This window comes from Streptomyces sp. NPDC099050 (genome assembly GCF_044759865.1).
Classification (GTDB): domain Bacteria; phylum Actinomycetota; class Actinomycetes; order Streptomycetales; family Streptomycetaceae; genus Streptomyces.
Map to the genome: position 1 here is coordinate 257,398 of NZ_JBIWAE010000005.1, position 22,019 is coordinate 279,416.

The window sequence follows — 22,019 nt, forward strand, 5'->3', positions numbered from 1 at the left end:
CCCGCGAGGAGAACCAGGAATCGGCGCGTCGACATGCGCGCCAACTCCTGAGATGAGGTGCCATATTCGCGGGCAAGGTCAGACTCGACCACGCCCCAGTGGGTCAGGACCGCGTGCCAGAATTCCGCGGCTTCCCCTTGCCCTTGCCCTTGGGCCGGGGCCGGTTCGGGGCCTGCCGCGGTGCTGCTTTTCCCGTGGTCTTCGTGGCCTCGCGCTCGTCGTACAGCTCGGCCGCACGCTCCATCGAGACGGCGCCGGCCTCTGCGGTCTGGGCGGTCGCCCACAGCAGGACGATGCCGAGCCGGCGGTCGTCCATCCCGCATTCGGTCCAGTGGTCGACCGCGTCCGGCCCGAACAGGGAGCCGAGCAGGCGCCGGATATCCTCCGGCCGTGCGGAGTGCTGGACGCGCTGGAGCTGGAGCGTGAACAGGGTGGGCAGGGACGCAGGGAGGACGTAGGTGCGCCCGTACAGGCGCAGCGGTACGCCCTGCTTGGCGGGCTCGGCCTGCTCGGCGAAGAACGCGTCGAAGTCTGCGACCTCAGCCCCGCCGTCCTGCTCGTGAAGGGGTTCGGTCACGGGGTCACCGCCATGGTGGTGGGTGCGCCGCACCGGGTGAACGTCGCGGACCACGAGGTCTTGGCGTTGGTCTCGCCGCCCCGCTCGCCGGGGGTGACGGTGCACTCCCATACGGTCCACTCGGTCTGTGACAGGTGCCGGTACCGCATGCGTCCCCGGGATTCCTCGCCGAACAGGTAGGCCCACGTCTTGTCGATGTAGTCCTGTCCGGGATCTCGGGTGCCGGAGGTCGCGGCGTACTGCCCGCTTACCTCGATCGTCGATCCGCGCTGCATTACGTCCTGCTCGTAATAGCCGTCGGAATCGAAGTCGGTTGTGTCGGCGGTCTCTTCGTTTTCGCCTGGATTCTCGGACCAGGAGAGGAGATTGGCGAGGCGGATAAAGGTGTTGGGCGTGGCGCCCTCGACCTGAAATTCCCAGCCTCGCGCGTCAATGGGCCGTCCCATAGGGGGCCTCCTATTCGCTGCGGTGGGTGGTGGGGGCGGACACGTCGAGGTCGAAATTGACGGTGTGTTCGTGTCGGCCGGATGAGTCGGGGCCCATGGGGGCGGGGGTGGCGCGGGCGGCGGCGAGGACCAGCCACGTGCCATCGGCCAGGGCGAGGCCGGCGAGGCCGTGCAACTCGCTGTAGATCGCCCAGCAGCGGGCGCGGGAGACGCGCGGGTCCGGGCCCCCGCGCACGCGGACCTGTAGGCGCGGGGTGTCGTACGCGTTGCGGGTGTCGGGCGCCTCGCCCCCGTACAGCCACAGCCCAACAGCCGCGTCTGGGGTCGGCGGCATGCTCTCGATGAACAGGTCGCCGGTGGTCCCGGTCGGGTCGTAGGTGGCGTGTCCGGCGGCGTCGAGCAGGCGGGCGATCCCGTCGAGGGGATCAGCCACGCAGAGACCTGCGGAGCTGGGCGGCGATGATCTCGCCGACCGCGTGGGCCTCCTCGGTGAGCGGCCCTTCGAGGTACTTGGCGCTGCGCCCGGCGTCGTGCCGGTAGTTCAGCTCCTCGTGTTGGCGGACCGCGTACGGCGTGTCGTAGGAAACGGCCCCCTTGAGGGCCTGCTCATCGACGGTCGCGGTACCGGAGCGTTCGAGGGTGGCCTCTTCGATCGGCACCCGCGCACGAGACACCTGTAGGACGTGCTCCGTGGCCAGTCGCAGACCGCGTACGGCGCCTGCCCGGGTGCCGCGTAGGGCGGCGTCCCCGTTCCACTTCAGGCGGGTGCGCTTCACTCGCAGAACACCTCCGCGGATTCGGGTACGGGCAGGCCCGGCGCGGTGTGCGGGGCGATGTGCAGCGCGGTCGTGATCCGCCCGGACGGAAGGGTGATCCGGGACAGCGGCGGACAGGCCACATCGGGCGCGGTGAGCACCTGCGCCGTGGACGTGACCTCGCGTCCCTCGCGGTTGCGGACGGTCCGCACGGTCTCGGCGACCAGGGCGGGAACGTCGGCGGCGGGCGGCCCGTACGTAGGCCCGTACGCGGCGTCACCCGCGTACGGCTCGATGGTGATGCGGTGCGGCAGCAGCCACCCGGGGACTCTCACCAGATCACCCCCACCTGTAGGCCGGCGCGGGTGAGCGCGCGGTACGCGCGGGGCGCGAGGTCGACAGTCCCGGGCGCCTGGGTGCCGGTGCGGCGCCCGGACATGGCCACGGGGCCCAAGCTGACGGAGTCCCACCGGTCGTCGGCCCCGGTCCCGTCCGTTCCGGCGGCGAGCTGGTACTCGACCTGCGCACAGACGGCGTCCGCGAAGGCGGCCACGACGGCCGCCTCGGTGGGCATGCCCATGCCGTCGGTGTCGTACAGGGCGGTCGTGAGGGCGTCGTCGACGTCCTCGGACGCGCGGGTGAGCAGGCGGCCGGCGTCCGGCGGCGCCGGTTTCCCGGACCACGCGGTGAGCTGCTCCGGCGTGGCGTAGATCCGGGGCACGGCTTAGGCCTCCTTCTTGCTCCGGGCCGGGGCAGCAGAACGCCCCGTCGCCTTGGTGGGCGGCGGGGCGCTGTCGGCGTCCTGCTCCTGGTGCTCGTTGTCCTGTGGCGGGGCGTCCGGCTCGGGGCCGGGCTCCTGCTCCTGGTGGTAGCGGCGCAGCATCATGGCGGAACGTTTCTCCTGATCAGGCGGCGGCGAGAGTTCCGACGCACACGCCCCGGTCGTCAAGGCGCTTGGTTGCGTAGTGCATGTTGGTTGTGACCACGGTGGTGCGCTTGAGGATGTCGCGGTCCGTTTCGACCAGCGGCCTGCGCTTGTAGAGGGCGCCCATGCTGTTCTTCTTGAGCAGCAGGAACTTCTTCACGGCGATCCGGTTGGTGACGATGACGGGCACGCCCGCGACGGCGCCGATCTGGCCCGTGCGTACGGGCGTGTCGGCCCCCAGCTTCGATGCCTCGATGAACTGCGAGTCCTTGAACACGTCCACCTGCTGCGCGGAGTTGATGAACAGACCCGCGAACTCGCTGGGCTCCCACTCGTCGCCGAACACGGCCAGGGCATCGACCAGGACGGGCCAAGACAGCTTGGTCGTACCGGCGCCTGCGGTGAACGCGAGCGGGTTGCCTCCGCCCTGGGCGGTCTCGTCGGCCTGCGCCTGCGCGATGAGGGACGCGTCAACCTTGCGGGCGGACAGGATGCCGAACTGGCGCTGAGCTTCGGCGCGCGGGTCGCCAAGGCCGGTGAGGATCGCCCGGTCGGTGATCTCGACGGCCTTGCCGGCCTCCTTGATCATGCTCTTGCTGGCGCGCTGGCCCATGATGCTGGTGCTCATGGCGGTGCCCTCGGTCAGGTCGTCAAGCTCGCCGATCGCGTCCCACTTCGGAAAGCTGATCTCGTCGCCGGGCTGGCCGACAAGGGTGTCGTCCTGGACGACGGCGCCGGAGTTCAGGACGCGCACGGCGCCGGTGAACTGAGCCTGCGAGAGGTCGGCCCACACCTCGGGAATGATCAGGTTGGTGCTGGTGGTCGTGGGCATGGGTGCCCTCCTCTGCTACTGGGTTCCGGCGAGGCGCCGGTACATGGCTGGGTCGGTCTGGTACAGCTCGGCGCGCTCGGCGTAGGGCATGGCGGCGAACTGGGTGGCGGTGACGCCCTGCGGCGGGGCGCCGCTGAACTCGCTTCCGCCGATGTGCGGGCCGGTCGGCTTGGCGCCGAGACGGGGGTTCGCCGTGATGGCGGCCGTGATGGCTGCGGTGACGGCGGCGGTGTCGGCCGGGTCGACGTCGGCGAGGGAGTCGGCGAACTGGCGGGAGTCGAGCAGGGCGTCGGGGTCGGCCCCGGCCGCCGTGGCAGTGCGGTAGACGGCAAGCTCGACGGCGGTCTGTCGGGCCTGCGTCTGCGCGGTGGTGAGCTGCTGTGTCAGCTCCTCCGGCGTCGCCTGCTGGCCCGCCCTGGACGGGTCGAGAATGCCGATCAGCTGCGCGGTCAGCTCGGCGCGCGCGGTGTCGGCGGCCTGCTGCTTCGCGTTCACCCGGCCCTTTCCGGCTTCGGCGCGGGCGGCGGCGAGGTCGGATTCGAGACGTGCGATCGTCGCGGCCTGGTCCTGCTCGCCGGGGGCCGGCGGGGCTGCTCCCGGGGCGGGGGGCTGCACGGCGTTCGGGTCCTGCCCGGGGTTTGCGTTCTGGTCGCCCTGCTCGCCGGTGTGGCCGGGGGTGGGGGTGCTCATGGTGGTGCCCTCCTGGGGCTGGTGGGCCCGCTCCTGGCGGGCGTACGGGCATGCGAAAGGGGGCCCGCACCTGGCGGGCCCCCTCGGGGTGTTCTTCGGTCGTGGGGCTACTGGGGCGGGTCGGGGCCTGCCTTGCGGCGGGCTGCGGCGTACCCCTTGATCCACGCGGTGCGCAGGATGTCGTCACGGCCGTACGGGCACACGGTCGGCGGGTCGCCTGCGCGTCCGGCCTCGGTGCCCTTCTGGTGCGCCTCGACGATCTGCGCGCGTGTCCCCACGGTTCACCTCTTGTTCTGCTGGTCGGCTTCGTTGTTCGCGGCGCCCTCGGCCCAGCGCTGGCGCTGTCCGGTGGCCTTCGTGATGAACTCGGCCTGCGTGAGCCTGCCGTGCTCGGCCCACCACTCTTTCAGCTCGTCGCTGGCGCGGCTGTAGGCGATCCGGGCCGGGCCTGAGAACAGGCTCACGGGGTCGTGTCCGGCCGCCACGGCCTTCTTGTTGAGCAGGTAGCCACGACAGTCCGACTCGGCGGCGAGGTACTGCCGATAGACGTACTCGTCGTACATCTCGCGGGCCTGGCGGCGGGTGATCCGCGGCCCTTCCTCGTGCTCCCCTTCCTCGGCGGCGAGGGCGGTTGCTCCGTCCCCGGCGGCGACGGCGGCCCACACGGCGTCGTCGGCGAGGGCGCCCCACCCGTCGGGGTCGGGCGCGGGGGCGAGGGCGGTAGCGAGGGCCTGGCGGTCGGCGAGCAGGTCGTCGACGGCGTCGCCGGTGGTGGCCGGCTGCGGCATGTCGACGGCGTCGCGGCGGTCCATCTCTCCGGCGATCCGCAGTAGCTCGGCGGGGTCGGCGTAGGACATGGCCCACGCGAGGGTGTCGTCGTCGGCCTGGTCGAGGTCGGCGCGGAGCGTCCCGGCGGGGAAGGTGCGGGCGAGCAGGTCACGGCGGGCGGCCTCGGCGGCGGTGGCCTCCTGGTCGTCGGGCGCGTCGCGGTAGCGGGCGGCGAGCTGATCGTCGGAGAGGTGGACCAGGTCCGCGCGCACGCCCGGCAGGTCCCCGGCGCGGTTGCGGCGGTGGAGCTCCGCCATGACGCGCAGGGTGTCGGCATCGTCGAGGTGCGGCAGGATCCGCGCGAGTTCGTCGTCTGACAGGGCGAGCAGGTCGTCGATTAGCCGGCCGCCGGGACGGGCCCGGTCGAGCAGGGCGGCAAGGTCGCGTCGGTCCGCCTCGGCCTCGACGCGCGCGCGGGCACGGTCGTCGAGCAGGTCGGAGCGCATGGCGGCGGCGAGCTGGTCGTCGCTCATCTCGCGCGGCGTCCGCTCGTCGCCGGAGAACAGGCGGGCGGCCTCGACCTGCTCGGGCGTCGGCGCGGTGCGCGGCTCGGGCAGGTTGGATGCACCCGGCTGCTCTCGGTGGCGCAACCGGCGTAGGTCGGGGTGAGCGGCAAGGTGGGTGCGCATGGCGCCCTGCCACTGCCGGAGCCTGATCCCGGCGGCGCGCTTGCCCTCGGGTGTGACGGCGGCGGCCTGGCGGCGCTTGTACTGGCGGATCTTCCGCTCGATGGCGCGCTGTCGCTGTCCGGCCTCGTACCCGTCCGGGTCGCTGGTGGCCTTCTCGATGACTGTCAGACCCGGGGTGTACGCGCTCACGGAGTGCCGACAGTTCGGGTGCTGCAAGCCCGCGAGGCGGGCATCGTCGAGGGACCCGGCCACGCGCACGGGGACCATGACCCCGTCTTGGGTAGCGTGCTCCACCTCGACCGTGCGGGCGCCGGCCGGACCGTTGATGGACAGCACCTTGCCTTCCCAGGGTCGGCAGAGCGGGCACTCGCGCGGGGAGTCGGACACGGCGACCAGGTCGACGCCGTGCTCGGCGAGCGTGCGCATGTGGGCTTCGGTCGCGGCGCGCCCGGTCGCGGTCCGTACCGCCATCTCCGCATAGCTCGTGAGCTGCCAGCGGCGGCCGGACTTGTCGCGGAAGTGGGTTACTCCCTCGTCGGCCCATCGGCGCATGGCGTCCTGTGTGGCCTGGCGGCGGGTGCCGGTACCGAGTGCCACGGTGGCCGTGACCTCGGAGACGACGGCCCGGAAGCGGTCGACGATGGCGCGCAGGATTCCGCGGTGGGTCGAGGTGACGACGTCGACGGTTTCCTGTGCGAGGCGGTCGACGGCCTGCGCCTGCGGTAGCCGGTCGTCGACCAGCCGACGCGCGTCATCGGACAGTGCGCCCAGCTCGGCAACGGCGGCGCGGTGGCCTTCGTTGTAGGACTGGGCGACCGCGTCGAACACGTCGATGGTGACGGCCTGGTGCAGCTCGTCGACGACGGCCTGTGAGGCTCGGCGCATGGCCTGGACGGCGGCGAGCTTCTGCTCGGCCCAGCTGGGCGCGTCCAGACCTGCGGCGAGCTGGCGGGCGATGATGGCGAGTAGCCGTTCCTCGGCGGCGGCGTACAGGTCACGGGTGCGCTCGGCGAGAGGCTCGACCATGCCCGGGTGAATCGGCACCGTCTCACCCCCTCGCTATGTCTCGTCCGGTTGCGAATCGTGTGTTCCCGAGCGGTACTGGAAAATGAACACGGTGATCCGGGAGGTACCGCAATGCTGCGCGTAAATCTCTTGCTCGCCTCTGCGCCGTTGCCCACGCCGAATCCCGCTCCGGGGGTGAGCGGAAGCAATACTGCCATCGTCATCGCGGCCCTTGCAGTGAGTGCCATAGCGACGATATCGGCGGCCATAATCGCCGGGAGAGCAGGCCGTGTTGTCGCACAGGTCAACACAGAGGCTCAGTCAAAAACAGAGGCAACTCGGATAAAGGTGAAGGTCGTCAAAGAATTCTTGGCGGCGGTGGATGGCTACTGGCAGTTCGCGAATGATCTGTACGATGAGCGTCGGGCCTGGAAGCGTAGACGTTGGATACCGGGATTCCAGAGCACCCCCTCATACCGCACGAGAACTGGAACCGTCACTAAGCGCGTAACGCAGGCCCAACTGCATCTGGAAGCAATGTCCGGCGCTTTCGTGAAAAACGCGGTTGACGACTACGTGAGGTTTCTCCGCAACTTGATGATCGACGCCTATAATGCAAAGTGGGACAAGGGAAATACCGGAAAAGATGAACGTAACGCGCTAATGGCTGCCATACGTGATGAATTGGATATCGATTCACGCAAGCGGGAATGAGGCGACTGGGTCCGGTGCCGCTGCGCCGGTCTCGGCGAGGATCGCGTCGACCTCGGCCCGAACGGCGGCGTCGTCCCACTCGGGGTGCAGGATGCGCACCTTCGTCCCGGTGGAGACGGCCCCGGCACGGGCGAGCAGGTCGAGCGTGGTGGCGGTCTGCTGCTCCGACTCCGCGACCCCGTCGCCGAACTCCACCGACGGGCGCTCAGGCGTGATGCGAGTACCGAACTGCGCGACGTCGAGCAGCAGCATGACGTGCAGCATGTCGGCGGCACCGTGCCGCCAGTAGCCGGCCTTCTTCTTCCGGGTCACCATGCTGCGTTGGTCGCGGCTGTCTGACTCGGTCGCGGTGATCGCCTCGCCCTCGCCGTGCAGGCCGAAGGACTGGGCGGAGTAGCCGGCCGACTGGGCGGCCTGCCTCATGATCGCCTCGGCGGTTCGCTGGTGTTCCTCGACCCGGATATCGAACTGGGTCAGCGTGATGGCCGCGCCCTGTTCGTTGGGCGGCATGTTGAGCTGTTCGTATACCTCGCGGTCCGCCTCGAAGCTGGCGCCCTTGCCCGGCCCCTCGCTGCGGAGGTAACCAGTCGGGACGATCAGGCGCGCGCGGGCGAGGCGGATGTCGCGCATCCACGACGTCCACACCGTGTCCAAGTTGTCGAACAGGTCATAGAGCGGCGCGGCGTAGTCGCTGCGCCCGATCGGGGATCCGCGGTGGCTTCTGTTGGGCCCGATGTTCGGCACGTAGGCACAGGTCAGCAGGGGGATACCCGTGCTGATCGTCTGCCCGTCCCCGCCCGGGTCGAGGGACGCGACCAGGTCGGCGGTCGCGGGGTGCTCGCCGAGCGGGACAGGGCGGCCGACGTTGTCGGACGTCCCCCGGTACAGCGCGTGGACGACACGGCCGGGCTCGTGCCGCTCGAAGTGTCGCCACACGGTGGCCCCGTCGCCGCTGGGAAGCTCCTCCCAGAACGTGGCCGCGCGCAGCATGCCGAACCGGAACTCGGGGATGGCGGCGTCGGGCTGCACCACGGTGAGCAGCGGACGGGCCGCAAGGGTCTTATCCCACGTCACCCGCAGGAACACCCCGGACAGGGCGGCGGCCTGCTCGGCGGCACCCAACAGGGTCTGTTGCACGCGGCCTTCGTCGAGCAGCTGCTCGATACGGGCCTGGGTCAGCTTGTCCGGGGTCCTGATGGCGGGCATGTCCGCGAACAGGAGATCAGCACTGGTGGTCGCGATGTCGCCCGGCATCGGAATGTGCAGGCGGTTGTCACGGCCCGCCGCCGGCTGGGAGCGGCGGCCCCACATCCGGCGGCGTCCGGGCTGTTCCTGGCCTTCGCCGTGCAGGCGGGCCAGACGCTTGGGGTCGCCGGAGTACCACGCGTCGTCGATGCGGATCCGGTCGTAGATCGGGGCCCACTGCGGGGGCGGCCATGCGGCGCCGGTCTCAGGGAGTGCCACGGGCGGTCACCTCCTCGGACAGGGGTATGTGCACGGTGGCGGTGAGCGGCTGCTCGCCGTGGTGGATCCGGCGGCCCTCGCGGTCGAGGACGTACAGGGCCGCTCGTACGCCCTCGCGGGCGTGTACGCGGACGTCGAGGACCAGGGCCGGGGGCAGGCCCAGGGCGCGGCAGACGGCGCGGCGCTGGTCGGTGGTGATCGTGGTGGGGATGGCGGAGGGGGCGCTCATGTGGGGGGTTCCTAGGGCGGTGCGGCGAGTTTGTGACGCCACTCATGGGCGGTCGAGTGGACGACGTAGCGCAGGGCGTCACAGGAGTGGTCGTTCTTCTTCACGGGCTTGTCTTCGCCTAGGGCGGCGGCGGCCTCGTCCCACACGTAGCCGGGTAGCTCGTCGAGCAGTCCCTCGCATGAGCGGTGCACGCGCAGTAGGCCGGCGCCGAGCAGGGAAGCAACGGACCGGATCCCGTTCACGACCTCATTCGAGGCGCGGGCGATGCCTTCGTAGGAGTCGGCCCACAGCTGCGCGATGAAGCTCGCCGCGCTGGGGTCGCAGAACGTCCACTCGGGCCGTACGCCCAGGTCTGCCACCCACTTGCGCAGGGCGGCGGAGTACTGGGCGTCGGTCATCTGGCGGCGCGCCGCGCGGGAGTCGTAGCGCCACTCGGCGCACACGTACAGAACCCCGTCGACGCCCTCGCCAAGCAGGATTGCGCTGGTGGCGTTGACGGTGCCGTAGTCGATGCCGATCCAGTGGCGGCGCATCTCCGGCAGGGTGTCGACGACGTGCTCGTCTTCATCCCACATGTCGTAGATGGCGCCCTCGGCCTGGACCCACAGCCCCAGGACGTTGCGCTTAAAGAACAGGCCGGTGTGCGTGGCCTTGATGCGGGCCTTGTACTCGTCGTCGAGACCAGGGTTGTCGTCGAGCTGGAAGTGCCACGACTTGAGACGGGTTTCGCGCGGCCTGAGTAGGTAGTCCTTCCTGAGCCAGTGCGCGGGGTTGTCGGGGTTGGTCGTCCCGAAGATTTTGGATCCGGGGACGGAGCATCGGGCGGTGAGCTGGTCGACGAATGACTTGGGGAGCGTCGTCAGCTCGTCGGCGTACGCGCCCGCGCAGGTGAGTCCTCGTACCTTCGGCTCGGCCTGGGCGTCGTTGGCGCCCAGGGCGTGAACGGTGCGCCCCAGGACGGTTGCTGTGGGGGCGCCGCTGGTGTAGCGGATGTCCTGCGCGACCTCGCCGAACACGTCGGGGTTCGTGAGCGGCCCGAACACGTTGCGGGCGAGGCTGTCACGGGTTCTGCCGACCATGACCAGTTCACCGCCCGTGGGCGGGTCGGCGACGTAGGCCAGCCACCGGAGGAGACTGGCGATCGTCTTGCCGGACCTGACCGACCCTTCCCAGATGTTCAGGAAGGACTCGGCCTCGACGATGCTGTCGATCTGCTTGGTGGACAGGGCAAGGTCAGTCGACATCGTCGGCGGCCTCGCTGGCGTGGCGCTCGGCGTAGTTCCGGGCAAGTCCATCCATGAGTCGGCCGATGACCGAACGGGACTGCTCGCCGGCCTCGGCGCGCGGGGGTGCGAGCTTGAGGGAGCGGTCGAGGGCGGCCCCGGCGGTCGCCATCATGGTGCGGCGGTCGGCGGGGGTCGGTTCGTCCTGCCACTTCTCGGCGTAGGTGTGGTCCTTCCCGCCCCACTCGAAGTACAGGTGCGGTTGGGTCATCCGGCCGACCTCGCGTTCGGCTGCGTCGTGCAGCGTGATGGCGAGTTCAGCGCGGCGTGCGGCGAGGTCGGCGCGGCGGACGCGGGTGGCGGTCTCGACCTCGGCGGCGCGGTCGAAGGTGAGCGGCGGGTCGAGGTTCGCGGCGATCTTGGACACGGTCGAGGGGGAGCGGCCGATCGTGCGGGCGATCTCGTTGCGGGCCTTGCCCTGGTCGTGCAGGCGGCGAACCTGGGTGCGGTCCTTGTCGGTGATGGGGCGCGCCATGACGGCTCACCTCCTCGCACAGCGGGTTCACAGAGACGCGTTCTGCGCCTTCCGGTCAGGGGTGTCCGCGCGCGGCTTCAATCGTTGATCAAGGTATGACTTACTCACGCGCGCGGCTTGCCTCAATGGCATTGGCTATCGGCGCCTTCAGCCTGACCGCCGTTCCTGCCCACGCGGACACGGAGATCGTCCACGTGATGTACCCGGTCAGCTTTGAGCGGGACGGGAGCATCAACATCTCTAAGTCGGATGTCGGCCTTCAGGAGGGGGTGAATCAGAACGTCGAGGTTGAGCGAACTCCATAACAGGTGGCCAGCCATGCAAAAGCGCCCCGCCGGGTGGGTGGCGGGGCGCTGGTGTGGAGCGACTGTTTCCGGGCATGCCGGGGTCGCCCCCGACTTTAGGTCACGGAAGAGTAACGGCGCAAGCGCATGTCGGACAGGCGCGCGTGCAGGGGCCGCGACCGGTCGGACGGGCGCGCCCCGCCTGTCGGACGACGGGGCGCGCGGCTGTCACGCGGCGACGTGTGCGCCTCGGGGAGGCTCGGGCAGGTGCGCGCTAACTCCGGGGGCGGGCTGTCGGACGTCATACGCGCTGGTCGTGGGCCTGGTCGTGGCCTGCCCTTCCAACTGGTAGGCGAGGATCCGCGGGGCGGTGTCCGACGGACACATGCCGTGGTGCCACGCGGTCCGATAGATGGCCGCGAGCTGTCCGACGGCGGCCCGGATCGCGTCGGACGCGTTGACGCCGGGGCGCATGAGTACGGCGAGGTCGTCGGACAGGGTCCGGTCGACGCGCACGGACGTGCGGGTACCGATGGCCGGCGCGGCGGCCGTGCGGGGCGCGCCGGTAGGGTTGGTGTCAGCCATGTGGGGTGTTCTCCCTCTGGTGAGTCGGGCCCGGTGTGGAAGGTGGAAGCTCCCCCGGGCCCGCATTATTTGCGGGTCGGGTCAGTGATCGAGCTGGGTGTCGCCCTCGTGTTCGGCCTCTCCTCGCGCCTTGTCGGGGTCGTCTCCGTCGCCAGCGCGCCACACGCACACGCGCGCCCCACTACGGGACAGGGCGACGTCGTCGCCGACCCGGCTGGCGAGGATGCGCTCGGCGAGATCGTCGGCGGTCTCCGTCGTTTCCTCTGGGCCGGACGCGACGCTTTCCCACTTGCCGTTGCCGACATCGCGGTACAGAACCCACAGGGCTTCCCACGGGTTGTCGCGAATCACCTGGTAGGCGTGCCGGGCGCTGCAAGTCACTTCGCTGGCGATCTCGGGGGCGGACCACCCGTCCACGTGGGCGTCAACGATCATGCCGGGCAACGCCCCTTCCACGGCCTTGGCGACGCGGCGGATAAGGCCAGCCTCGGCCAGCGTGAGCGACTCCCCGAACTGCTCGGCGATGTCGTCGCGCTCCTCGAACGACTTGGTCGCGGCGTACCTCTCGGCGAGGCTGGCGAGCCCGTGGGCGGCTTCCTGCTGCGCCCGGTGACGTTCGCGGTCCTTGTCGTACTCGTCGAGCAGGGCGAGCATCTTCTCGCGCAGCTTCGCGGCGGCCGGCTGGTCAATCTCCGGTCGCCCCGCGCTGGCGCGCCTGATGGTGCTGGGCGTCCATACGGCTCCGGTGACGGGGCTGGGCTGCTGCTCGTCGCTCATGGCGTGCTGCTCCTGGTGGTCGGGGCCCGCCCCACGGGCGTGGGGCGGGCGGTCGGCGGGGGTCTACTCCTTGGCCTTGACCCGCTCGGCGGCGGCGGGCTCGAACCGCACGCGGACAATCAGCTTCTCGGGCTGCTCGGCGGGGCCAGTCTCGCTGAACAGTGCGCCCTGCTCGACGGGCCGCTCGACGGCGAACAGGGTGTCGGCCTGCTGCTCCCCGATCCACTCGCCCCGCCACGTGCCCGCATCGGCCTCGGCCTCGGTAACCAGGGCAGCGGCGTACAGCGCTTCGGCCTCCTCGACGGTGGCGACGGCGGCGCCGGCCTCCTCGGCGTGCTCGACGGCGTCGACGGCGCGGGCGGCGGTTTCGAACGCGGCGGCCTCCTCGGCGACGGCCTGCGCGGGCGCGGCGTTCAGCGGCCGGGACCACATGCAGTGCGTGACGGGGCGGCCCGTGTCTCGGGCGGTCTCGGTCGCGGCGCCGTCGGCCTCGGTCTTGGTCGAGTAGGCGCCGACCAGCGTCCGTGCGCCGATCTTGCACGCGCAGTTGGTGTGAACGGTGGTGATCGTCTCCGTGATGGAGCTCCCGCCCCGACGGAAGGCGCGCGCCGCGACGCGGATGATGTCGGTCGGCGCGGCTTCGGCGTCGGCGGCCTCGACGGTCTCGGCGAGCGCGACGGCGGCAGCGGCGAGGGGCGAGGCGGCGCCGAGCGACCGGGCGTAGGCGCGGCCCTCGGCGGCCGTGATGCAACGGGCGCAAAGCTGCTGGCCACCGGTCGGCCCGTCGGTGTACTCGCTGACCTCGCGCCCACAGAGCGTGTCGTCGTTGTTCGAGTAGTGGACGCGGCGGCCGGTGCCGACCTCGCAGTACCGGACCCCGGCGCGCTCGGCGAGGGTGGGGCCCTCGATGGCACGGTCGGCGGCGACCTGCTCGGCGGCGACGCGGTCGGCCTTCTCGGCCTTGGCGCAGGACTTGCAAACGCGCTGCGCAATAGGGGTGTTGGGGTCGTGCTGGAGTTCGCGACCGCAGTAGCTCGTGTGCGTACCGGGCTTGGCGTAATGGCCGGTGGCGCCGTAGCCGTGGGCGTAGGTGTCCATGGGGTGTCTCCCGTGGTGGTGGTGGTCCGGGGTGGAAGCCCGGGGCGCCGGGGTGGAAGCCCGACGGGACCTGACGGTATCTTTCCTGAAGTCATTTCGCAAGCACTGTGAAGTGACTTCAATCGTTGCTCGAAAGAGTGAACCCCCTTCCTTTATGGCCGGGTTGGCCTACCTTGAAGGTGAGCCACTGAGACGGTGAGGCCGAATAGGTCCGGGGATCCCGCCACCTTGCGCCGTGTTGGCGCCGTCGACTCAGAAGGGCCCTGGGGTGCGCACCCCAGGGCCCTTCGTTCATGTGCGGGGCGTCGATTGCCCTCGTCTGGCTTGTAGTGCCACCCACAGCGGGACCAGGTCGGCGCCACGCCACACCCGGTGGCCTCGGTCGAGCGGGGCCGGCGCCTCGCACCCTTCCCCGGTCCCGCACACCACCAGCGGCTCGCCCCCCGACCGCGTACGGGCCGCGAGGGCTCCCCCGCACCACGGACACGGCTCGAGTAGGTCGGTGGTTCGCCCGTCCCTGCCGAGTGCCCGCTCGACCGTCCGGCGGGCGCGGGAGACGACGGCGGCGGCCTCGTCCAGCACACGGGCCGGTATGGCGGTGAACAGGTCCCCGTCGACGTCCTCGCCCAGTAGGCGACCCTCGACCCACACGGCGGCCCAGTGCAACCCATGGGCGCGGCTGCCGGGGGCGACGGCGTCGGCGGGTCCGGCGTCGCGGTGGTACGTGCACGTCCAGCGGGCGGGGTCGGCGGCGTCGTCCTCGTCGCGGACGAACCTGCCGTGCCGGTCGCGGCCGGTGCGTACGGGGCGCTGCGCCTGGGCGGCGAGTTGGTCGGCGAGGTCGAACAGGTCGCTTTCGACGTCGAGGGCCGCGTCGAGGGCGTCGAGGTTCACGGGCGCGGGGTGCTCGCGCAACGTCAACGGCGTCCGTCCGATCGCGGGCTCGTCGGCCTGGTGCTCCTCGTCGTCGGCGAGGTGCCCGTCGATGTACGCGCGGGAGTCGCGGGGCGGCCAGTCGGCGGCCGGGCGGCGGGCGATGGCGGCGAGCAGGTCGCCCCACTGCTCGCGGATGGCGAGCAGGTCATCGGCGGCGCGGCGACCGGTACGGGACGGGGCGGCGCGCTCGTCGAGGGCGGCGTAAGCGGGCGTGGTCACGGTGCAGTGCTCTCCTACTTGCGGCGGGTGCGGGCGGGCCCGTACGGGGAGCGCCACGCCGGGCGGGCGGGGCCGGCGGGCGGGATGGCCGGGGCCTGGTGGGCGTGGTCGAGGGCGGCGGCGAGTTGCTGCGCGGCGTCCCGGAGCGCGGGGGCGACGGCGGCGGCCCACGCGTCGAATGCGGCGCGCAGTTCCGCGAGTGCGGTGCGCACCCGGTCGGGGTCGAAGGGGGCCGGCTGCTCCGTCACGGCTGGCCTGCGCCCTGGGCGTCCTCGGCGCGGGCGTAGTGGTAATCGGCGTCGGCCTGGGCGCGGCGGGCGTCGGCCACGGCCTCGGCGGCGGCGGCGATGCGGTCCTCGGTGGCGCGGGTGCGGTCGTGGGCGCGCTGTATGGCGGTCTGCTGGCCTGCGACGGTGCGCCGTAGCTCGTCCGCCTCGGACAGTTCCGCGGTGACGTGTGCGCGCAGTAGGGCGGCCTCGGCGGCCGTGAGGGCGGCGCCTCGCTGCGCCCGGTCGAGCAGTACGAGCAGGGACTCGCGGCGGGCGTCGCGGTCTGAGGCGCGGTGGCGGCGCTCGCTCATGGTGCGGCGGGTCACTGGCCGGTCCCTTCGGCGCGGTGGATGTGGATGGGGCACTGGGCGGGGTTGGCGCACGCGGCGCGGGCGAGGCGGAACAGGGCGCGGTCGACGGCGCGGGCGCGGGCGCGGGCTCGGCGGTCGGGCGCGGTGAGGCGCAACCACCACACGAATGCGGGGATGCTGGCGACGGCGGCGGCCAGGGCGAGGGCGGTGTCGTTGCTCATCGCTTCGTCCGGCGGCGGGTGAGGCGTCCCTCGATGCGGTCGAGCAGGTCGTCGACGCCCGTGCGCGGGATGTTGTCGAGGCGGACGGCGTGACTGCGCAGCATCGACACGAGGTGCCGGCCGACGGAGGGTTCGACGATGGGCGCGCCCTGGTCGAGGGCGGCGGCGAGCATGTTGGACAGCTCGCGGGTGTGGTGGGCGAGGGCGTCGGCGGCGTGCCGGGCGGCGTCGGCCGGGTGGTGGCGGGTGGTGAGTCGCTGGGTGAGGACGGCGAGGGCTTCCCCGGGGTGCGCGGCGAGGGGCTGCTCGTCGGCGAGTTCGTCGGCGAGCTGCCGGAGGATGGCGGCGACGGTGGGGCGGGCGAGGTTCGAGCGGACGTCGGCCGGGCCGGTGTTGGGAAGGGTCAGGATCAGGCGGTGGGTGTCGAGCGAGGCGACGGCGGCGGCGTCGGGGATGCGGGTCACGGGGTCGGGCTCCTGGTCGGTAGGGGTGGTGCTCGTGCGCGCGGGAGGGGCCGCGACCGGTCGCGCGGACCGGTCGCGGCGAGGGGCTAGAACGGGGGTTCGGCGCCTGTCTGGCTGGCCCATGGGTCGTGGGCGGGCTGCTGGCCGTATCCGTGGTTCTGGGGCTGCTGGCGGGCCTGTGGGGCGTTGTTGGTGCTACCGGTCTTGGTGACGGTGGCGGTGGCGTTCTTGAGGCTGGGGCCGACCTCCTCGACGTCCAGCTCGAACACGGTCCGCTTAACGCCCTCGCGGTCGTCGTAGGTGCGCTGACGGAGTCGGCCGTGAACGATGACGCGCATCCCTCGGGCGAGGCTTCCGGCGACGTTCTCGGCGGCCTGGCGCCATATCGAGCAGGTCAGGAAGAGGCTTTCCCCGTCCTTCCATTCGTTGGTCTGGCGGTCGAACGTGCGCGGGGTGGACGCGATGCGGAAGCGGGCGACGGCGGCGCCACCCGGGGTGAACTTCAACTCGGGCTCGTCGACCAGGTTGCCGATGACGGTTACGAGGGTCTCGCCTGACACGAACTGCCTGCTTTCGATCGTGGAACGGAAACGCTGTTTTTGGATCGTACGTGAAACGTAACGGGTGTGGGTGTGCGCTGTCTTCTGGGTTCATGGGGTGTTAGCGGATGCCGCGTCCGTTGACGACGTGGCGGCCTCGGAGACGGCCACGGTGGTCCGATGCGGTCGGGCCCTGGGTCATGAGCCGTGCGTACGGGCTCGGCTCGTCCTCGTCGGGGTCCTCGGCGCGCGCCGGCTGGTCGCGCGGGGCCCGGTTCACGCTGCGGCCTGCTGGGCGTTCTGCTGCGCGGTCGCGACGTCGACACGGGACGGGTGGGGGGTTGCGCGCTCGTGCCGCTTCTTCCCGCCCCCTCGGCAGGGGTGACCGGCGCGCGCCCGGCACGTCTCGTACGGGCACGGCACGCCGAGCGGGTCGGGGAGTCCGTCCGTGGCGAGGCGTTCGCGCTCGGCGCGGCGACGGCGGAGCGGGGCAAGCTGGGATTTGACCGTGCGGGGCATGTAGTCGCCGAGTGCGGCGAGGCGGGCGGCGGCGAACTCGTTCCGCTCGTCGCGGGTGCTGCCCCCGGTCAACTCGCGGTAGACGGCGGGCGCAGCCTGCCCGATGGCGACGGCTCGGCGGGTGCCGGCCAGAGCGGCCCGGTAGGCCGGAGCGTTGTCGGGGTCGACCGCCGGGACGGGGTCGGTGTGCCGTCCGAGGGTGTCGCGGCGGAACGCGGCCCACTTGCTCCCGATGTCGCTCGGCTGGATGCGGTAGGGGTTGGTGGCTATGTACTGCTTGACGACGTGTCCGGCGTGCCAGTGGCGGCCATCGGGGTGCGGGGCGGTCGGCGGGACCTCGGCGAGCAGTTCGGCCCACTGGTCGAGCCGCTCATCGGCGGCGGCCTGGTCCTCGGGGGCGAGGCGGGGGTCGAGGCGGACGGCGTAGGCGAGCAGGGCGCCGACTTCGGTGCGGTTCATCGGTGGTGCTCCTGGGGGGTGATTCCGGCGGCGGTGGCGAACATGGCGGCGGCGTTGGCGGCCTTGCCTCTGCGGGGGGTGCGGTCGAGGGGGATCACGTCGGCCCCGGTGCGGGGCGGCGGGACGGTGCCGGGTGCGGCGGCCGGCGGGAGGTTGAGCCATGCCCGCAGGAAGTACCGGGCGTGGGACACGTCGCGCTTGCTGGCGGCCTTGACGGCGACGGCGGCGAGCATGTCGACCCCGGACCGCTTGAGCAGGGCGTCGACCTGGAACCACTCGCCGGGACGCAGGTCCCATGCCGGGTAGATCTGGGCGGCGGTGATCTTGTCGACCAGTTCGCGGGCGAACTCGGGCGGAACGCTGCTGGGCGCTCCTTCCCTCACTCCTTCATTCACTCCATCTATGGGTGAGTGATGGGGTAGCGATTCCCGACCAGTAGTGGTCGGGTTCTCCGACCACAAGCCCTGTTCGGGGTCCTCGGCTACCGGTCGCGATTCACGACCAGTAGCGGGGGCCGCAGTGGTCGCGTTCTCCGACCAGTAGCCGTTAGTGGTCGGACTTTCCGACCGCTGGCCCGGGGTCGGTTGTGGTCGGGATTCACGACCAGTGGCGCGGCTGTATCCGACGGCCCCGGGGATCCGGTAGGTGGTGGCGCGGCTGCCTGCGGCGGGCGTCTCGACCTCCAGCTCGCCCGATTCGAGGGCGGCGTCGACGGCGGCCAGCACGGTCGTCTTGTGCGCGTTGACCCGGCGGACCATCTCCGTCGTGCCCATTCGCACGGTGGCCGTGCTGTCGGTCGTGGCGTCGGCCAGGGCGAGCATGACGACTCGCACGTTGCCACGTGAGCGGCTGTGGTCCCACACCCATGCCTGAGCATCGAGGGTCACGGGGTGCTGTCTCCTTCGGGGGTGGTGCGCCCGGGGCGAGGGGCGCGGGGCCGGCCTCGCCCCGGGAAGGGCGCGGGACCTAGTAGGGGCGGGTCCGGGCGGGCTGGTGCTCGTCGCACCGGAAGCCGCACGGGTAGAGGCGAACCGTTTCTGCGCCGCACTGGGGGTTCCCGTGCTCGCAAGGGGTCTGCCTCTTGGCCCGGTTGTTGCAGGCGTCGCAATACCGGCGCCCGTCGGTCCGGTGGCGGCCGTGTACGGCCTGGTCGTGGTCGCACGATGGGGCGCGGTGCGCCATGCCGGTGATGCTGGCGAGGGCGGCCCGGTCGCGCTGGCGGGTGGGCCGGTCGTCGACGTGGTCGGGCTCGCAGCACTCCGCAACGTCGCACGACGGCTTGACCTGCCCGACGGGGGCCCGGCCGGTGCGCAGGATGAACGCGGCCTGCCGGGCGGTGTACGAGGTGCCCGCGTGCTGGAAGCGGCCGACGCCGTGCCCGTTGAATCCGGCGGTCCACACCCGGTGTCCGTCCCCTGTGGTGCGGGTGCGGTCGGCGAACGCGGCGGCCAGACCTGCGGGAGGGGCCGACGGGGAGTCGAGCAGGGGCGCGGCGGCGGTGGTCACTGGGTCGACTCCTTCTCGGGGGCGGTGGTGAGCGCGGCCATGTAGCGGGTGAGGGCGCCGGAGCGCCACGCCTGACCCACCGCGGCTTTGCCGGTCTTCTTCCACAGCAGGGAGTGCGTCCGGGCGCGGACGGGCTTGATCAGCACTCCGGGCACGTCGTGCAACTCGCCCGTCTCCGGGTCGACGATCCGCGCGGCCTGGGCGGCGTCCATCTGCGCGACCAGCTCGGCGAGCTTCCACGGACGGACCTCGCGGACGACACGGGTGGTCGTCCAGTCCTGGGCGGGGTAGGTCTGCCGGAGCCATCGGGCGAGGGCTTCCTCGTCGGTGACGACCGGTCCGGTCGCCCCCGCCCGGAGAGAGATCGTTGCGACGATCTCGCCATCGGGGAGGGTCGCGACGACCCGCTCGACTCCGTCGCGCCGGGCGGCGGCGTCCAGCGCGGTTTGCATCCGGGCGCGCACGTCCTTCTTGGCGGTCGCGACCCGGGCGGCGAGCAGGTCGAGGGCGGCCTCTTCGAGGGCGAGTTCGCGCAGTGTCGGGGCGTCCTGTTCGGCCTCGGCGGCGGGGGCCTGGTCGTGGTCGCCGACTTCCCCGGCCTCGACGGCGAGGCGCTGCACCCCGATGCGTTCGGTGATGACGTCGTGGTGGTGCTGGGCGATCTTCTCGGCGACGGACGGCTCGCTCATGCGCCCGCACCCCTCACGGCGTCGAGCAGGTCGTCGCGCTGCTCGCGAAGCTGGGCGATCGTGGCGGCGGCCGGCTGGCACTGGTGCCGACTGGCGAACGCCTGGTCGGCCTCCGCCCGGTCGAGTCCGGCGGACTTGGCGGCGTCGTACATCTCGCCGAGCGCGGCGGCGTGCTCCTGGTCCTCCTCGGCGGCCGGGGCCTCCGGCTGGGCGCCGGGCTTCTGTGCGGCCTGGGCGCGCTTCTTCGCGGCGACGGCGTCGAGGCTGGCGAGGAAGTCGGCGGGGGCCCCGGCCGCGACGGCGGCGGCGCGCACCTGGTCGAACTGCGCCGGGGTCTGCGCGGCCGTGGCCTCGGCAAGGTAGTCGCGGCGCGGGGTGGCCGGCTGGGCGGGCGCCGGGGCGGGCGGCTGCTCCCACGGGCCGGGCTCGGCGCGCTCGGACCGGCGCGGCTGCTGCGGGCGCTGCTGCTGGCGGGCCTGTCCGCGCTGCTGGCGCTGCTGCTGCTTCTGGGCGTACTCGGCGCGGTGCTCGGGCGTCGGCTGTACGGGGTGGTCGCGGTCCCCGTCATCGATGCTGCGCCCGTCGACGGGCAGCATGAACAGGGTGAACAAGAGGTACTTGAGCGCGGCCGACTGGGCCTTGTTCGTCGACTTGTCCGCGATGTCGAACGCTTCGCCCGGGACCTCGGCTATCAGGCAGTCACCTGCCGGTCCGTAGACGCGGTAGCGCATGGTGATGTTGGTCCGGGTCATCTTCCCGTCGCGGTCCTGCCGCTGCCCGGCGATGGTCGGCAGGATGAACACGCCGTGCGCTCGCATCGGGCCGGCCATCGCGCTCATGACGTCGTCGATGCCTCTAAATGCATAGTTCTGCTGCGTGTTCTTCTGGTTCTTCCCCACGGGCATCGTGTCGCGCATGACGGCGTTGATCGCGGCGAAGATGCGCGGGGCGTTGGCCGGGGTGCCGTCGGGGGCGGGCTCGTAGGTGGTAGGGGCGGGGGCCGGGAGCGAGGCCGACGCGGTGACGGCTTCGATCAGGCGCGCCGCGAGTTCCGGCGAGACGCGGGGGTCGGTAAGCGGCGTGGGCAGAGTCGTCACGGTCACGGGCGCGGGTTCCTGTTCCGGGTGAGGCGGGAGAAGGCGGCGAGCTTGGTAAGGCGGGTGGCGTACGTGATCGCGTCGTCCGGCGTGAGCAGGGCGTCGACCTGGGGGGTCCTCGGCAGTTCGTCGAGCAGGGCGTCGCGGGTGCTGTCGGCCTGGGCGGCGCGGATGCACCGCTCGTACTCCGGCATGTCCTCGCTGCACTGCGCGAAGTCGAGGCGCCTCACGTGGGCGGCGTGGTCGGCGAGCAGCTGGCCGACTCCGTCGGGGTCCTCGGCGTAGGCGAGGGCGAGGTCGTCGACCAGCGGGGCGAGGCGGTCGGCGATTGGCCAGCGGACGGCGCGGCCGTCGGCGGTGAGCTGCGGGGCGATCATGGGGAGGCCCGGGGTAGCGTCGGGGGACACGTCTTATCTCCTGTGGTGGGCGTGCGGGCCGTTCCGGGTCGAGTCCGGGGCGGCCCCCTTTGTGTTTCAGGCGGCGGCGCGGTCGGCGGCGTTGGCCTGGGCGGTGGCCTGCTCGGCGCGCATTTCGCGCTCGATGCGTCGCAGGACCAGTTCCGCGGCGGGGTCGAGGCGTCCGGCGGCGCGGTCGCGGTCGCGGCGTTCGCGGGCGACGTCCAGAGCCCATCGGGCTTCGATGAATGCCTGTTCGCGGGTGATCAGTGGCTCGCTCATGCGGCGACCTGCTGGGGGTTCAGCGCGGCGGTGGTCAGGCCGTAGGTCCGTTCGATGGCGGCGAGGCCAGCGGGGCCGGGGGTGTTCCGGCCGGTTACCCATCGGTAGACGGTCAGGTACGGCACGTCCATGCGTCGCGCCATCTCGATGGTGGTGTGGTCGCCCCTGGCGTGCGCGGCGGCGACCAGGGCCTGTGAGACGTGAGACATGGCAGATTCCTTTCCCGAAACGAACTGACTCGTTCGCTTCCATGAAAGAAACGTACCATGTTCCTTTCACGTTTGAAATCAGTTGTGCAGGCAACTGTTTGGTTTCGAAGTTGAGATCCAAAATGGGACGTAACTGGTCAGTAGGTCAGGTTTTTACGCCTCAGCGTGCACGCAGCGTTACGGAGGTGACAGTTACGAGGGCCTCCCGTAGGCTCCACTCGAAAACACGTTCGAGCCATCTGGACGCGTGATTCCGTCGCCCGAACGGGTGGAAGGGGGAGCCGGGCTATGCTCATTGCCGGTTCTTG

The 22,019-nt window shown here is 71.5% G+C and carries 33 protein-coding genes; 1 reads left to right on the forward strand and 32 read right to left on the reverse strand.

The window, feature by feature from the left end:
* Positions 1–103 precede the first annotated feature (103 nt).
* The 11 genes from ACIQV3_RS11390 to ACIQV3_RS11440 form a co-directional block, all read right to left on the reverse strand.
* On the reverse strand, positions 104–577 hold the full coding sequence (locus ACIQV3_RS11390) for a hypothetical protein (protein ID WP_403712054.1): 474 nt from the start codon (positions 575–577) through the stop codon (positions 104–106).
* The gene (locus ACIQV3_RS11395) at positions 574–1,023 is read right to left on the reverse strand and encodes a phage tail tube protein (RefSeq protein WP_403712056.1); all 450 of its coding nucleotides are present in this window, start codon (positions 1,021–1,023) and stop codon (positions 574–576) included. The genes ACIQV3_RS11390 and ACIQV3_RS11395 overlap by 4 nt, the downstream gene beginning before the upstream one ends.
* Before the next feature lie 10 nt (positions 1,024–1,033).
* Positions 1,034–1,456 carry a minor capsid protein gene (locus ACIQV3_RS11400; RefSeq protein WP_403712058.1) on the reverse strand — a complete coding sequence of 141 codons (423 nt, stop codon included), beginning with the start codon at positions 1,454–1,456 and terminating at the stop codon, positions 1,034–1,036.
* Positions 1,449–1,799: a hypothetical protein gene (locus ACIQV3_RS11405; RefSeq protein ID WP_403712060.1), complete on the reverse strand. Its 351-nt coding sequence runs from the start codon at positions 1,797–1,799 to the stop codon at positions 1,449–1,451. Before ACIQV3_RS11405 ends, ACIQV3_RS11400 begins: the two co-directional genes overlap by 8 nt.
* Positions 1,796–2,113, reverse strand: a complete 318-nt coding sequence (locus tag ACIQV3_RS11410; RefSeq protein ID WP_403712062.1) for a hypothetical protein — start codon at positions 2,111–2,113, stop codon at positions 1,796–1,798. Before ACIQV3_RS11410 ends, ACIQV3_RS11405 begins: the two co-directional genes overlap by 4 nt.
* Entirely contained in the window at positions 2,110–2,499 is a 390-nt protein-coding gene (locus ACIQV3_RS11415) for a hypothetical protein (protein WP_403712064.1), read from the reverse strand. Before ACIQV3_RS11415 ends, ACIQV3_RS11410 begins: the two co-directional genes overlap by 4 nt.
* Positions 2,500–2,502: 3 nt before the next feature.
* Positions 2,503–2,664, reverse strand: coding sequence for a hypothetical protein (locus tag ACIQV3_RS11420; protein WP_403712066.1), 162 nt, complete (start codon positions 2,662–2,664; stop codon positions 2,503–2,505).
* Positions 2,665–2,683: 19 nt separating this feature from the next.
* Positions 2,684–3,535, reverse strand: coding sequence for a phage head protein (locus tag ACIQV3_RS11425; protein WP_403712068.1), 852 nt, complete (start codon positions 3,533–3,535; stop codon positions 2,684–2,686).
* Positions 3,536–3,550: 15 nt separating this feature from the next.
* On the reverse strand, positions 3,551–4,225 hold the full coding sequence (locus tag ACIQV3_RS11430; protein ID WP_403712070.1) for a hypothetical protein: 675 nt from the start codon (positions 4,223–4,225) through the stop codon (positions 3,551–3,553).
* A gap of 107 nt (positions 4,226–4,332) precedes the next feature.
* Positions 4,333–4,503, reverse strand: a complete 171-nt coding sequence (locus ACIQV3_RS11435; protein WP_403712072.1) for an Rmf/CrpP fold protein — start codon at positions 4,501–4,503, stop codon at positions 4,333–4,335.
* Between the two features lie 3 nt (positions 4,504–4,506).
* Positions 4,507–6,726: a phage minor capsid protein gene (locus ACIQV3_RS11440; RefSeq protein ID WP_403712074.1), complete on the reverse strand. Its 2,220-nt coding sequence runs from the start codon at positions 6,724–6,726 to the stop codon at positions 4,507–4,509.
* Between the two features lie 93 nt (positions 6,727–6,819).
* Between ACIQV3_RS11440 and ACIQV3_RS11445 the strand changes: the two genes are divergently transcribed.
* Positions 6,820–7,401 carry a hypothetical protein gene (locus ACIQV3_RS11445; RefSeq protein ID WP_403712076.1) on the forward strand — a complete coding sequence of 194 codons (582 nt, stop codon included), beginning with the start codon at positions 6,820–6,822 and terminating at the stop codon, positions 7,399–7,401.
* Here ACIQV3_RS11445 and ACIQV3_RS11450 read toward each other — a convergent pair.
* The 21 genes from ACIQV3_RS11450 to ACIQV3_RS11550 all read right to left on the reverse strand — a co-directional run bounded on the left by ACIQV3_RS11450 (position 7,384) and on the right by ACIQV3_RS11550 (position 21,711).
* Positions 7,384–8,865 carry a phage capsid protein gene (locus tag ACIQV3_RS11450; protein ID WP_403712078.1) on the reverse strand — a complete coding sequence of 494 codons (1,482 nt, stop codon included), beginning with the start codon at positions 8,863–8,865 and terminating at the stop codon, positions 7,384–7,386. The two genes, ACIQV3_RS11445 and ACIQV3_RS11450, sit on opposite strands and share 18 nt — an antisense overlap.
* Entirely contained in the window at positions 8,852–9,094 is a 243-nt protein-coding gene (locus tag ACIQV3_RS11455) for a hypothetical protein (RefSeq protein ID WP_403712080.1), read from the reverse strand. Before ACIQV3_RS11455 ends, ACIQV3_RS11450 begins: the two co-directional genes overlap by 14 nt.
* 11 nt (positions 9,095–9,105) lie before the next feature.
* Complete coding sequence (locus ACIQV3_RS11460) at positions 9,106–10,338, reverse strand: PBSX family phage terminase large subunit (RefSeq protein WP_403712082.1); 1,233 nt, start codon at positions 10,336–10,338, stop codon at positions 9,106–9,108.
* The gene (locus tag ACIQV3_RS11465; RefSeq protein ID WP_403712084.1) at positions 10,328–10,852 is read right to left on the reverse strand and encodes a helix-turn-helix domain-containing protein; all 525 of its coding nucleotides are present in this window, start codon (positions 10,850–10,852) and stop codon (positions 10,328–10,330) included. Before ACIQV3_RS11465 ends, ACIQV3_RS11460 begins: the two co-directional genes overlap by 11 nt.
* Positions 10,853–11,364: 512 nt before the next feature.
* A complete protein-coding gene (locus ACIQV3_RS11470) occupies positions 11,365–11,721 on the reverse strand; it encodes a hypothetical protein (RefSeq protein WP_403712086.1) in 357 nt (118 codons plus the stop codon).
* Between the two features lie 81 nt (positions 11,722–11,802).
* Positions 11,803–12,498 (reverse strand): hypothetical protein, encoded by a 696-nt coding sequence (locus ACIQV3_RS11475; RefSeq protein ID WP_403712088.1) that lies wholly within the window; start codon positions 12,496–12,498, stop codon positions 11,803–11,805.
* Between the two features lie 63 nt (positions 12,499–12,561).
* Positions 12,562–13,596 carry a hypothetical protein gene (locus tag ACIQV3_RS11480; RefSeq protein ID WP_403712090.1) on the reverse strand — a complete coding sequence of 345 codons (1,035 nt, stop codon included), beginning with the start codon at positions 13,594–13,596 and terminating at the stop codon, positions 12,562–12,564.
* 291 nt (positions 13,597–13,887) lie between these two features.
* A complete protein-coding gene (locus ACIQV3_RS11485; protein ID WP_403712092.1) occupies positions 13,888–14,751 on the reverse strand; it encodes a hypothetical protein in 864 nt (287 codons plus the stop codon).
* A gap of 14 nt (positions 14,752–14,765) precedes the next feature.
* Complete coding sequence (locus ACIQV3_RS11490; protein WP_403712094.1) at positions 14,766–14,999, reverse strand: hypothetical protein; 234 nt, start codon at positions 14,997–14,999, stop codon at positions 14,766–14,768.
* Positions 14,996–15,346, reverse strand: coding sequence for a hypothetical protein (locus tag ACIQV3_RS11495; protein WP_403712096.1), 351 nt, complete (start codon positions 15,344–15,346; stop codon positions 14,996–14,998). Before ACIQV3_RS11495 ends, ACIQV3_RS11490 begins: the two co-directional genes overlap by 4 nt.
* Entirely contained in the window at positions 15,343–15,552 is a 210-nt protein-coding gene (locus ACIQV3_RS11500; protein ID WP_403712098.1) for a hypothetical protein, read from the reverse strand. Before ACIQV3_RS11500 ends, ACIQV3_RS11495 begins: the two co-directional genes overlap by 4 nt.
* On the reverse strand, positions 15,549–16,016 hold the full coding sequence (locus tag ACIQV3_RS11505) for a hypothetical protein (protein WP_403712100.1): 468 nt from the start codon (positions 16,014–16,016) through the stop codon (positions 15,549–15,551). The genes ACIQV3_RS11500 and ACIQV3_RS11505 overlap by 4 nt, the downstream gene beginning before the upstream one ends.
* Positions 16,017–16,102: 86 nt before the next feature.
* Positions 16,103–16,576, reverse strand: a complete 474-nt coding sequence (locus tag ACIQV3_RS11510) for a single-stranded DNA-binding protein (RefSeq protein ID WP_403712102.1) — start codon at positions 16,574–16,576, stop codon at positions 16,103–16,105.
* Between the two features lie 255 nt (positions 16,577–16,831).
* Positions 16,832–17,533 carry a cell surface glycoprotein gene (locus ACIQV3_RS11515; protein ID WP_403712104.1) on the reverse strand — a complete coding sequence of 234 codons (702 nt, stop codon included), beginning with the start codon at positions 17,531–17,533 and terminating at the stop codon, positions 16,832–16,834.
* A complete protein-coding gene (locus tag ACIQV3_RS11520) occupies positions 17,530–18,420 on the reverse strand; it encodes a hypothetical protein (protein ID WP_403712106.1) in 891 nt (296 codons plus the stop codon). The genes ACIQV3_RS11515 and ACIQV3_RS11520 overlap by 4 nt, the downstream gene beginning before the upstream one ends.
* 79 nt (positions 18,421–18,499) lie before the next feature.
* Positions 18,500–19,039, reverse strand: a complete 540-nt coding sequence (locus tag ACIQV3_RS11525) for a hypothetical protein (protein WP_403712108.1) — start codon at positions 19,037–19,039, stop codon at positions 18,500–18,502.
* Positions 19,036–19,728 (reverse strand): hypothetical protein, encoded by a 693-nt coding sequence (locus tag ACIQV3_RS11530; protein WP_403712110.1) that lies wholly within the window; start codon positions 19,726–19,728, stop codon positions 19,036–19,038. The genes ACIQV3_RS11525 and ACIQV3_RS11530 overlap by 4 nt, the downstream gene beginning before the upstream one ends.
* Positions 19,725–20,831, reverse strand: a complete 1,107-nt coding sequence (locus tag ACIQV3_RS11535; RefSeq protein WP_403712112.1) for an ERF family protein — start codon at positions 20,829–20,831, stop codon at positions 19,725–19,727. Before ACIQV3_RS11535 ends, ACIQV3_RS11530 begins: the two co-directional genes overlap by 4 nt.
* Positions 20,828–21,232 carry a hypothetical protein gene (locus ACIQV3_RS11540; RefSeq protein WP_403712114.1) on the reverse strand — a complete coding sequence of 135 codons (405 nt, stop codon included), beginning with the start codon at positions 21,230–21,232 and terminating at the stop codon, positions 20,828–20,830. The genes ACIQV3_RS11535 and ACIQV3_RS11540 overlap by 4 nt, the downstream gene beginning before the upstream one ends.
* A gap of 66 nt (positions 21,233–21,298) precedes the next feature.
* Positions 21,299–21,502 carry a hypothetical protein gene (locus tag ACIQV3_RS11545; RefSeq protein ID WP_403712116.1) on the reverse strand — a complete coding sequence of 68 codons (204 nt, stop codon included), beginning with the start codon at positions 21,500–21,502 and terminating at the stop codon, positions 21,299–21,301.
* Positions 21,499–21,711, reverse strand: a complete 213-nt coding sequence (locus tag ACIQV3_RS11550) for a helix-turn-helix domain-containing protein (protein ID WP_403712118.1) — start codon at positions 21,709–21,711, stop codon at positions 21,499–21,501. The genes ACIQV3_RS11545 and ACIQV3_RS11550 overlap by 4 nt, the downstream gene beginning before the upstream one ends.
* Between the last annotated feature and the right edge of the window lie 308 nt (positions 21,712–22,019).

Bases quoted from the DNA above. Each gene is read 5' to 3' on its own strand.
- ACIQV3_RS11395 (WP_403712056.1), bottom strand. From the start codon at position 1,023: ATGGGACGGCCCATTGACGCGCGAGGCTGGGAATTTCAGGTCGAGGGC.
- ACIQV3_RS11420 (WP_403712066.1), bottom strand. From the start codon at position 2,664: ATGATGCTGCGCCGCTACCACCAGGAGCAGGAGCCCGGCCCCGAGCCG.
- ACIQV3_RS11425 (WP_403712068.1), bottom strand. From the start codon at position 3,535: ATGCCCACGACCACCAGCACCAACCTGATCATTCCCGAGGTGTGGGCC.
- ACIQV3_RS11430 (WP_403712070.1), bottom strand. From the start codon at position 4,225: ATGAGCACCCCCACCCCCGGCCACACCGGCGAGCAGGGCGACCAGAAC.
- ACIQV3_RS11445 (WP_403712076.1), top strand. From the start codon at position 6,820: ATGCTGCGCGTAAATCTCTTGCTCGCCTCTGCGCCGTTGCCCACGCCG.
- ACIQV3_RS11455 (WP_403712080.1), bottom strand. From the start codon at position 9,094: ATGAGCGCCCCCTCCGCCATCCCCACCACGATCACCACCGACCAGCGC.
- ACIQV3_RS11460 (WP_403712082.1), bottom strand. From the start codon at position 10,338: ATGTCGACTGACCTTGCCCTGTCCACCAAGCAGATCGACAGCATCGTC.
- ACIQV3_RS11465 (WP_403712084.1), bottom strand. From the start codon at position 10,852: ATGGCGCGCCCCATCACCGACAAGGACCGCACCCAGGTTCGCCGCCTG.
- ACIQV3_RS11470 (WP_403712086.1), bottom strand. From the start codon at position 11,721: ATGGCTGACACCAACCCTACCGGCGCGCCCCGCACGGCCGCCGCGCCG.
- ACIQV3_RS11475 (WP_403712088.1), bottom strand. From the start codon at position 12,498: ATGAGCGACGAGCAGCAGCCCAGCCCCGTCACCGGAGCCGTATGGACG.
- ACIQV3_RS11480 (WP_403712090.1), bottom strand. From the start codon at position 13,596: ATGGACACCTACGCCCACGGCTACGGCGCCACCGGCCATTACGCCAAG.
- ACIQV3_RS11500 (WP_403712098.1), bottom strand. From the start codon at position 15,552: ATGAGCAACGACACCGCCCTCGCCCTGGCCGCCGCCGTCGCCAGCATC.
- ACIQV3_RS11515 (WP_403712104.1), bottom strand. From the start codon at position 17,533: ATGAACCGCACCGAAGTCGGCGCCCTGCTCGCCTACGCCGTCCGCCTC.
- ACIQV3_RS11530 (WP_403712110.1), bottom strand. From the start codon at position 19,728: ATGAGCGAGCCGTCCGTCGCCGAGAAGATCGCCCAGCACCACCACGAC.
- ACIQV3_RS11545 (WP_403712116.1), bottom strand. From the start codon at position 21,502: ATGAGCGAGCCACTGATCACCCGCGAACAGGCATTCATCGAAGCCCGA.
- ACIQV3_RS11550 (WP_403712118.1), bottom strand. From the start codon at position 21,711: ATGTCTCACGTCTCACAGGCCCTGGTCGCCGCCGCGCACGCCAGGGGC.